Below are 9,318 nucleotides of genomic sequence, written 5' to 3' on the forward strand. Positions count from 1 at the left end.
TCAGAAACCATAGACGAGCTTGAACAGGAAGGTCCGGCTTTGCTGCGGGATGACGTTCTGCGTGAAGTTGGGGCCAGCGGGGTCGGCGTAGCGCTTGTCGGTCAAGTTGTAGATGGAGAACGAGACGTCCGCGTGAGGGACGAGGCGTTCGCTCCCGACGCTCATGTTGGCGAGGCAATATCCCGCGGCCGAGCCCGCAAGCGCCAAGCGCGCCGATGCGCACCGCATTTCGACGCCGATACGCGCCGCCCCGTCAAAGAGCGGTACGGTCACATTGAGCTTGCCTAGGTGCCGTGGCGAGTTTTGCAGCACGGCGCCGGTATCGCCGTCGCGGGCGAGTTGCCAGGAATAGCTGGCTCGGATCTTTGCGACGGAGGCGACGTCCTGCTCGTACGCAATCTCAACCCCACGCGCTTGAACGCGATTGGTGTTCTCGAAGACGAAGTTGCCGGACGGATCGAGCGTTTCCGTGATCAGGTTGCGCACGTCGTAGCGAAACAGCGAAACCGTCGCGTGCGCACTTTCTCCGAACGCGCGGTCATAGACGAATTCCGTCGTCGTGATGTGTTCGGCGCTCAGCGAAGGGTTGCCCGATTGTCCGCCGGGCGGCGGCACCGTGTAATAAAGCTCGTAGGCGTTCGGCGCGCGATAGGCGAGGCCGTAGATCAGCTTTAACGTATCGGCGTTCGTCGGCTTGTAGTTCAGGGCCAGCCGCGGGCTGGCGGTCGTGCCGGATACCGATTCTCGATCGACGCGCAGCCCCGCATTCAACGTAAAGCGCCAAGGCAGTTGAATTTCGTCTTCGGCATACACGCCCACGGAATTGCTGCTGCGGCGATCGTCGAGGACGAGCAGGTAAGGATCGGTTGTGTAGTTGAACTGATTTCGCCGCGCGTTGCGCATGGCGCTTACGCCCACCACGAGCTTGTTACGCGCAATGGAGGTCAACGTGGCGTGGATGTCGGCGCCGTACCAAATGGCTTTGTCGCCGTCGACATCCGCAATCGCGGGATCGCCGTACGCGCCGGTGGTCGAGTAGTCGTAGCGCTGCCAATACACCTCCGATGCAATTTCGAGGCCGCTCGTGAGCGCGCGGCTGTAAGTGGCGTCGATGAAGCTGTGCGTATCGGTGGTACTTTGGGGCGTGTTGAAGACGGCGTCGTAGGGCGCAGTCGGCACGCCCTTGGTCCGATTGCCGTAACCCGCGCTGATTCTGAAGCCCGCATACGCGAACTTTGCGAACAATTGTTGCGCACGGTCGTAATCGAGGTTTTGTGCGACCCCGTTGTTCTGATCGGGCGTATCGAATTCGGGGAAGTAGAGGCTCTGCCCGCTGCGATCGTACGAGCTCGCCGATAAAACCAGGTCCGCGCCGCTGCCGCCGTGCCAGCCGTAGGTCGCACGTGCGCGTTTCTCGCCGAAGCTGCCCACGGAGGTGGCCACTTGCGCGCCGTCGATGTTGCTGCCTTTCTTCGTGACGACGTTCACCACGCCGAACAGCGCGTTTGCCCCATAGATGGCTGAACCCGGGCCCGGAACATACTCGATGCGTTCGACGAGATCCATGTCGATCGGGAAATCGTCGCCGATCGGCGCCTGATCGTACACCGAGTCATTGATACGCATCCCGTCGATGAGCAGCAGGAAGCGGCTGTTGTAGTCGCCGGGGCGTTGGAACCCGCGCGCGCCCAGATACGAATACGTGCGGTCGTACGTCGTATACAAGCCGGGCAGCGACCCCAGAGCGTCAGCCAGGGTGCGCCAGCCAAACGCCTTGATATCGGCGGCCGTCAGCACGACAACCGCGGCCGGCGCGTCGGCCACCGATTGGCTGAACAACGAAGCAGTCCTAACTTTTACCTGCATCAACGCTTCCAGTGGCATCGAGGCGAGGTCGGTCTGCTCGCCGGCCGAAGCGGGGGCGGCGGGCGCGGCTGCGCGGACGACGCCTGTCGCGAAGAGCATCGACAGCGCCAGCGCAAGACGGCGCAGCGAATGCGGGCTTCGCCCGTGAATAGTTCGTTCCGAAAGCATGGAGCAAGGTTGAGGCATCGACGGCTCATCCTTTCAATGTGAGCCTGCCTCTTTATCGGCGGCGCGGTCAAAACCTTGAGGCGCGCTCGCCCCAGCTTGACGAGGGCGAGACATACGGTTATGGGGTGGCCTTTCAAAGGGCGCCGGTTCATAATTGCCCGATCTTGCGTCGATCGCGCACTGAATTTCTTGGGCGACTCGGCTTCAAAGGCTGTGACTCGTTTTAGCGAAGCGGCGACACCGGTCGCCCGCACATTGGAGCGCGAAAATGTCGGCAGTCCTGAATGTCAAGAAGCTGTTCGTTTTGATGTTGGAAAACCGTTCCTACGACAACGTGTTCGGCTGGTCGGATCTGCGCGGCTGGACGCCCGACGGTATGCCCACACAAGCCGACGGTCTGCTCGGCAAGCCGCCGTTTTCGAATACGGGTGCGAAAGGCGCGGGGTATGCGGTGGCCCAGGGCGCGCCGTTTCGGCTTTCGTTCGATCCGGGCCACGAGTTCAGCGATGCGCTCGTGCAGTTGACGCCGCCGAGCGAAAGCCGCGCGTTCGCCACCTGCGTGCGCGACGATTCGGCGGGGCTGACGAACGGTCTCTATCCGGCGTGCGCCGCGAGCGCCAACGACTTGGGCTTCGCGCGCGATATGGAAGCGCACGGGTACGACGTGGCGTCGGCATTGCGCTGCTTCACGCCCGATCAACTGCCGGTGCTCAATTTTCTCGCCCAGCAATTTGCCGTCTGCGATCGGTGGTTCTCGTCGGTGCCGGGGCCCACTTGGCCGAATCGCTTTTTTGCGTTGGCCGGCACCTCGTGGGGGCTGGATCATTCGCCGAGCGAACTCGGTTCAATCGAAGCCAGTTTGTTCGATGGCGCTAAGTACGGGAACGGCCGCGACGATTCTCTGTTGACGAGGCTGGCGCCCGAGCAATGGCTCGTTGCGCACGGCGATATCCCGCAAGCATGGGCTCTCAAGGGTGTGGATGCCCATCCCACGCGCTTCGTCGGGCACGAGGATTTTTTTTCCGCGCTGGCGAGCGGCAAGCTCGATGCGAATTTCGTCTTCATCGAGCCCCACTACGATCCGATCGGTAATTTCGAAAACGGCGAGTCGATGCATCCGTGCGGCGACGTGCGTTTGGGCGAGGCCCTCGTCGAACGCGTGTACAACGCCATTCTCGCGTCGCCGTATTGGGAGCAAAGCGTGTTGCTCATCGTCTTCGACGAACACGGCGGGTTTTTCGATCACGTGATTCCCGACCCGGCGCATGTGGCGGGCATGCCCACGCTCGCGCCCGTGGCGCCGACGGGATTGAGCAAGCGCGGCTTTCGTTTCGATCGCTTTGGGTTTCGTGTGCCGGCCGTCGTCGTTTCGCCTTATATCAAGCAAGCAACGATCGATCATACGTTCTACGACCATGCTTCGATCGCCAAGACGCTCGCGCGAATCGTTCCGTCCGGCAACGCCCCATTGCTCGATACGCCGCGCTTTAGGCTGGCAAACGATTTTTCCTCGCTCCTGACGTTGTCGACGCCGCGCAAGGCGGCGGACATCCATGCGTGCCCGCATGCGCTTGCCGCCGTCGCGCCCGCGACGAACCGAAAAGTGGGCGGCAGCGCGGCCGCGTTCCGGGCACTAGGATGGCCAGGTCCGATCGGGGCCGGCGGGGCCTAAGTGAAGCGAAGCGCGAGAGGTGCCCGCCGCTGCCCCGAGGCCGCTGCCCCGAGGCCGCTGCCCCGAGTCAAGACATGTCGCACTGCACGGCGGCGCGATTCGAGCGGCGGCGATCGAGTCGCAGGTAGAGCAGGGCGCAGCCGCTCATGACGAGCGGCCAGAGCAAGAACCACCCCGTCGCCAAGCACAGCGCGACCACGCAAACGAGCGCGCACTGCGCGCACCGATAGGCGGCCGTGCCGCGCGGCAGCAAGCGCAGCGCGGCGGCGCAGCCCAGCGCGTAGACCGTGACGAACGATCCGGTCGTCATCAACACGAGCGGCTTCGGGCCCACGCCGGCGAAAGCGATCGCGCACATGCACAGTGCCGACAGGCCCGAGACGACGGCCAGCGAGCGGCGCGGAACGTCGCCGGCGAGGGTGCCGGCCGCGAGCCAAGCCGGCAGTGCGCCGTCGCGGCCCAATGCGGCCCCGAGCTTGGCCGCTCCCGCGAAGTAGGCGTTCATGGTGCCGAGGGTGAGCAGCAGTGCCGCGGCGGCGGCGAGCACGCGGATGTTGCCGCCGACGCCAATGACAAGCAGCTCCGCGAGCGGCGCCGTGGCGTCGCCGGCCGAGGGCCCGAGCACCAGTACGCTCGCGAGCGCCACGGCAAGGTAGAGCGCGCCCACCACGACGACGGCGATAGCCGAGGCGAGCGGCAGGTCTCGCGCGGGGCGTCGAAATTCCCCGGCCAAGTGGGTGATGGCCTCCCAGCCCGCGAAACTCCAAACCAGCAACGCGGCGGCGGGCACGACGGCGAACCAGCCGTTCGGCGCGAACGGACGCAGGTTGTTCGCATTCGCATGCGGGGCCGAGGCCGCGACGGCCGTCAGCAGCAATGCGACGAGCAGCGTCGACAGCACGACCTGCATGCGTCCCGACACGGTGACGCCGAGCGAATTGGCGGCGGTGACGATGACGAGCAGGGCGGCGCTCGTCAAGAAGACGGTTTGTTCGCCGCCGCCCAGCGCGGCGGCCACGTAGGCGCCGGCGAACATCGCCCCGGCCGGCGCGCCCGCGGGCACGGCGAAATAGAAGCACCAGCCGACGATCGCCGAAGCGCGCGCGCCGTACGCCTTGCGCGCATAGGTCGCGACGCCGCCGGCATCGGGATACCTAGCCCCCAATGCGGCGAACGTGGCCGCGAGCGGCGCGGACAGGATGACGAGCGCGAGCCACGCCAGCAGCGAGGCTGGCCCGGCGATTTTGGCGGCCAGCGCCGGTAATGCGATAACGCCCGTGCCGAGTACGGCCCCGACGTAAAGGGCTGCTCCTTGAAGAACGGTGAGACGGCCGTGCGATGGGCCGTGGTGCTGCGCGCTGCTGCTCGTCGATGTACTCATCTCGTGTCCGAATCCTCGTAGGTCTTCTTCTCGTTCTCGCGCATGGGTGGCGATTTATGACCTTTATAATCCACAATACTTGACATCCGATGTCATGAATTCGGGAGCGCACGATGCGAACGAGCCGGCTCGTTTCGATGTTGTTGATGTTGCAGGCGCGAGGACGCATCACCGCGCGGGCGTTAGCGGATGAATTCGAGGTGTCGGTGCGCACCGTGTACCGGGATGTCGATCAATTGAGCGCCGCGGGCGTGCCTGTCTATGCGGATCGCGGGCCCGGGGGCGGATTTGCGTTGCTCGACGGGTATCGAACCGATCTGACGGGCATGACCCGCGCCGAGGCGGAGACGCTGCCGATCGCCGGGCTCCCGGGCGCTGCCGATGCGCTCGGGCTCGGCGAACCGCTGCGCTCGGCGCAGCTCAAGCTCGTGGCAGCGCTGCCGGCCGCGGCGGCCGGCGCGTCGCGCATTGGTTCGCGGCTGCACGTCGATCCCGTCGATTGGTACCGCCGCGCCGAACCGGCGCCGCTGTTGCCGCAGCTCGCCAATGCCGTTTGGGAGCAAAAGCGGATCGCGATGCGGTATCGAAGCTGGAACAGCGAGCGGTTGCACCGCTGCGCACCGCTCGGCCTCGTGCTGAAGGCTGGAAACTGGTATCTCGTCGCCCGGGCCCGCAAACGGATCAGCGTCTATAAGGCGTCGAGCATCGAGCATCTCGTCACGCTCGACGAGACGTTCGAGCGGCCCACCGGCTTCGACCTGCAACAATGCTGGTCGGCCATGGTGGTGCGCTTCGAACGCAGCCTGCTCAAAGAAAAGGCGACGCTGCTCGTCAAGCGCGATGCGATTCCCGATCTGCAAGCGTTGGGCGCGGCGGCGGCCGATGCCGCGGTCTGCACGCTGCCCGACGAAGCAGGCTGGTGCCGCGTGACATTGCCGGTCGAGGAAACAGGCCAAGCGGCGCGCCATTTGCTGCGCCTCGGCGCGCGCGTGCGCGTGCTCGAGCCGCCCGCCTTGCGCGACGCGCTGCGCGCGCTCGCGGCCCAGATCGCTTCGCTGAACGCCGCCGCATAGGCGCCACGTCATCGTGACGTTATCGCGGCGCATCATGGTAATCCCGCATATCCACCCAGGTATGGTGAAAGGTTCGGGAAGGATTGCCCCGCCTAGAATCGCACCATCGATGCAACCCGGCACGCAGTCGTGCCGATATAAACGAGGAGACAGTCGCATGCAACCGACGTCGCGGAAAATCCGCACTTTCGCTCTCGCTTCCGCTTTGCTGTTCGGTATGGCTTCGCATGGCGCGATGGCCGCCGACAGCGGCAAGATCACGATCATGGTCGGAGGCATCACCAAGCTCATCTATCTGCCGGCGAAGCTGACCGAGCAGCTGGGCTATTTCAAGGATGAAGGTCTCGACGTCGAACTGCTGTCGCAGCCGGCCGGCGTCGATGCCGAAAACGAGCTGCTCGCGGGCGCCGTGCAGGCCGTGGTCGGCTTCTACGACCATTCCATCGATCTGCAGACGAAGGGCAAGGAAGTCAAGGCGATCGTCGTATTCGGGCAGGTCCCCGGCGAAGTCGAGATGGTGTCGACGAAGGCCGCCGACACGCTCAAGTCGATGGCCGATGTGAAAGGCAAGACGCTCGGCGTGACGGGCCTCGGTTCGTCGACGAGCTTTCTCACGCAGTTCCTGGCGAGCCAGCACGGTATCGCATCGTCGCAATACACGATGTTGCCCGTCGGCGCCGACGCGAGCTTCATCGCGGCCATCAAGCAGCAGCGGATCGACGCGGGCATGACGACCGAGCCGACCGTCTCGAAGCTGCTGCAAACCGGCGACGCCAAGGTGCTCGTCGATATGCGCTCGGTCGAAGGCACGAAGGCCGCCCTGGGCGGAACGTATCCGGCGTCGAGCTTGTACGTGCAATCGGCTTGGGTCGACTCGCACAAGGCCGAGGCGGCGAAGCTCGCGCATGCGTTCGTGCGCACGATGCAGTTCATCCACACGCACAGCGCCGAGGAAATCGCGGCCAAGATGCCGGCCGATTATCAGAAGGACAAGGCGCTTTACGTCGCCGCGCTGAAGGCGTCGCTGCCCATGTACACGGCCGACGGCAAGATGCCGGCCGACGGGCCGGAGACGGTGCTCAAGGTGTTGTCGGGCTTCAACCCGTCGGTCAAGGGCAAGCACGTCGACCTGTCGAGGACGTACACGAACGAGTTCGTGACCGCGAAGTAAGCGCGATCGAGCGCCGGCCACGCAGCCTGGCTTAGCGCCGCGCGGCCCGCGCCGATCGCATGCCGTACCCCTGTCGTACCTTTGTCGCACCCCCGGCGCCGCGGTTTGGCGCCCCCCAATCGCTTGGATGCTTGAGAATGAACCACGCTGCTTCCCAGGACGTGCCCGTCATCGAATTCGACTCGGTGTCGTGCCGCTTCATTTCGCCGGACGGCAAAGCGACGATCGCGCTGCGCGATTTCAGCATGTCGGTCGCCAAGGGCGAATTCATTGCCATCGTCGGCCCGACCGGCTGCGGCAAGTCGACCACGCTCAGCATGATCACGGGTCTGCTCAAGCCGACCACCGGCAGCGTGCGCGTCATGGGCAATCCCGTTACGGGCATCGACCCGCGCATCGGTTTCGTGTTTCAGGCCGACGCCGTTTTCCCCTGGCGCTCGGTGCTCGACAACGTGGCGGCGGGCCCGCTGTTTCGCGGCCGCTCGAAAGCGGCGGCGTACGACGAGGCCAAGGACTGGCTGCGCCGGGTCGGCCTCGAGAAATTCGGCAAGCACTACCCGCATCAGCTCTCGGGCGGCATGCGCAAACGCGTTGCGCTCGCGCAGACGTTCATCAACAAGCCCGAAATTCTGTTGATGGACGAACCGTTCTCGGCGCTCGACATGCAGACCCGTACGTTGATGCAAGACGAACTGCTGCAGCTGTGGTCGGCGAACAAGGGCTCGGTGGTGTTCGTCACCCACGATTTGGAAGAGGCGATCGCGCTGGCCGACCGCGTCTTCGTGCTGACCGCGCGCCCCGCCACGCTGAAAAAGGTCTACGAAATCGACCTGCCGCGCCCGCGCATCACCTCCGAAATCCGCTATGAGCCGCGCTTCATCGAACTGTCGCGCGATATTTGGCACGACCTGCGCGAAGAAGTGCAGATTGCTTGACCCAGAACACCGGACAGAATTGAGATGGCTACCATGGCTACAACCTTCGAACAACCTAACGCGAGCTTGGCCGAAGCGTCGCTCGCCGAAGTGGAAAAAGCGGCGCAACGCCGCATGCGCCAGCGCCGCGCATTGATCATCGGCCTGCGCTTGCTCGTGCTGGCGGTGTGGCTAGGCGGCTGGGAAATCGCCGGACGCATGAAGTGGATCGATCCGTTCTTCTTCTCCATGCCTTCGCTGATCTTCGATCAGATCGTCGACTGGTTCGTGAACGGCACCTCGCAAGGGCCGCTGCTCGTGCAAGTGTGGGTCACGCTGGAGGAGACGATGATCGGTTTCGCGATCGGCTCCGTGGCCGGCGTGATCTGCGGCGTCGTGCTCGGGCGCAACAAGCTGCTGTCGGATGTATTTAGCCTCTACATCCAGATCGCGAACTCGATCCCACGCGTCGTGCTCGGTTCGGTGTTCGTCATCGCGTTGGGCCTGGGCATGGCGTCCAAGGTGGCGCTCGCGGTCGTCATGGTGTTCTTCGTCGTCTTCGGCAACGCCTTTCAAGGCGTGCGCGAAGCCGACCGTTATATGATCGCGAATGCGCAGATTCTCGGCGCGTCCAAGCGGCAACTGACGACGGCCGTCGTCATTCCGTCGGCGCTCTCTTGGATCTTGGCAAGCCTGCACGTCAGTTTCGGCTTTGCATTGGTCGGCGCGGTCGTCGGCGAGTTCCTCGGTTCGAAGCAAGGTATCGGCCTGTTGATTTCGACGGCGCAAGGCGCGTTCAACGCAAGCGGGGTATTCGCGGCGATGATCGTGCTGGCCGTGGTCGCGTTGGCCACCGACTTTCTGCTGACCCGGCTGGAAAAGCGTTTGCTGAAATGGAGGCCTGCCGCGTTCTAAACGTCGTATCGCGCCGTCACGGCGCGTTTGATTCGCCGGCTCGTGCCGCGGGGGCCCCCCCCGGGGGGGACGCCGGCCGCGGCCCACCAACACGACCCAGGGGGGGTGCGGTGTGGAAAGTTTGGGGCCCCCCCTGGGGGGGGTGGGGGGTTTTACGC

General features: G+C 64.6%; 7 protein-coding genes. 5 read left to right on the forward strand and 2 right to left on the reverse strand.

From position 1 onward, the window contains the following. Positions 1–2,052 carry a TonB-dependent receptor plug domain-containing protein gene (locus ACTHNR_RS01585; protein ID WP_440545655.1) on the reverse strand — a complete coding sequence of 684 codons (2,052 nt, stop codon included), beginning with the start codon at positions 2,050–2,052 and terminating at the stop codon, positions 1–3. A 250-nt stretch (positions 2,053–2,302) separates the two neighbouring features. On the opposite strand from ACTHNR_RS01585, the gene ACTHNR_RS01590 reads away from it, so the two are divergent. Beyond that, positions 2,303–3,706: an alkaline phosphatase family protein gene (locus tag ACTHNR_RS01590; protein ID WP_440545656.1), complete on the forward strand. Its 1,404-nt coding sequence runs from the start codon at positions 2,303–2,305 to the stop codon at positions 3,704–3,706. 67 nt (positions 3,707–3,773) lie between these two features. On the opposite strand, the gene ACTHNR_RS01595 is transcribed toward ACTHNR_RS01590, so the two are convergent. Next, positions 3,774–5,087, reverse strand: a complete 1,314-nt coding sequence (locus ACTHNR_RS01595) for an APC family permease (RefSeq protein ID WP_440545657.1) — start codon at positions 5,085–5,087, stop codon at positions 3,774–3,776. 113 nt (positions 5,088–5,200) lie between these two features. Between ACTHNR_RS01595 and ACTHNR_RS01600 the strand changes: the two genes are divergently transcribed. The 4 genes from ACTHNR_RS01600 to ACTHNR_RS01615 all read left to right on the forward strand — a co-directional run bounded on the left by ACTHNR_RS01600 (position 5,201) and on the right by ACTHNR_RS01615 (position 9,160). Then, on the forward strand, positions 5,201–6,160 hold the full coding sequence (locus tag ACTHNR_RS01600; protein WP_440545658.1) for a helix-turn-helix transcriptional regulator: 960 nt from the start codon (positions 5,201–5,203) through the stop codon (positions 6,158–6,160). 157 nt (positions 6,161–6,317) lie between these two features. After that, the gene (locus ACTHNR_RS01605; RefSeq protein ID WP_440545659.1) at positions 6,318–7,331 is read left to right on the forward strand and encodes an ABC transporter substrate-binding protein; all 1,014 of its coding nucleotides are present in this window, start codon (positions 6,318–6,320) and stop codon (positions 7,329–7,331) included. A gap of 137 nt (positions 7,332–7,468) precedes the next feature. After that, a complete protein-coding gene (locus ACTHNR_RS01610; RefSeq protein WP_440545661.1) occupies positions 7,469–8,266 on the forward strand; it encodes an ABC transporter ATP-binding protein in 798 nt (265 codons plus the stop codon). A 33-nt stretch (positions 8,267–8,299) separates the two neighbouring features. Continuing rightward, on the forward strand, positions 8,300–9,160 hold the full coding sequence (locus ACTHNR_RS01615; protein WP_440545662.1) for an ABC transporter permease: 861 nt from the start codon (positions 8,300–8,302) through the stop codon (positions 9,158–9,160). Positions 9,161–9,318 lie beyond the last annotated feature (158 nt).

The organism is Trinickia sp., assembly GCF_051954495.1.
GTDB lineage: Bacteria > Pseudomonadota > Gammaproteobacteria > Burkholderiales > Burkholderiaceae > Trinickia.

Coding starts and splice junctions, on each gene's coding strand:
- ACTHNR_RS01585 (WP_440545655.1), bottom strand. CDS start 2,052: ATGCCTCAACCTTGCTCCATGCTTTCGGAACGAACTATTCACGGGCGA.
- ACTHNR_RS01605 (WP_440545659.1), top strand. CDS start 6,318: ATGCAACCGACGTCGCGGAAAATCCGCACTTTCGCTCTCGCTTCCGCT.
- ACTHNR_RS01615 (WP_440545662.1), top strand. CDS start 8,300: ATGGCTACAACCTTCGAACAACCTAACGCGAGCTTGGCCGAAGCGTCG.
- ACTHNR_RS01610 (WP_440545661.1), top strand. CDS start 7,469: ATGAACCACGCTGCTTCCCAGGACGTGCCCGTCATCGAATTCGACTCG.
- ACTHNR_RS01595 (WP_440545657.1), bottom strand. CDS start 5,087: ATGAGTACATCGACGAGCAGCAGCGCGCAGCACCACGGCCCATCGCAC.
- ACTHNR_RS01600 (WP_440545658.1), top strand. CDS start 5,201: ATGCGAACGAGCCGGCTCGTTTCGATGTTGTTGATGTTGCAGGCGCGA.
- ACTHNR_RS01590 (WP_440545656.1), top strand. CDS start 2,303: ATGTCGGCAGTCCTGAATGTCAAGAAGCTGTTCGTTTTGATGTTGGAA.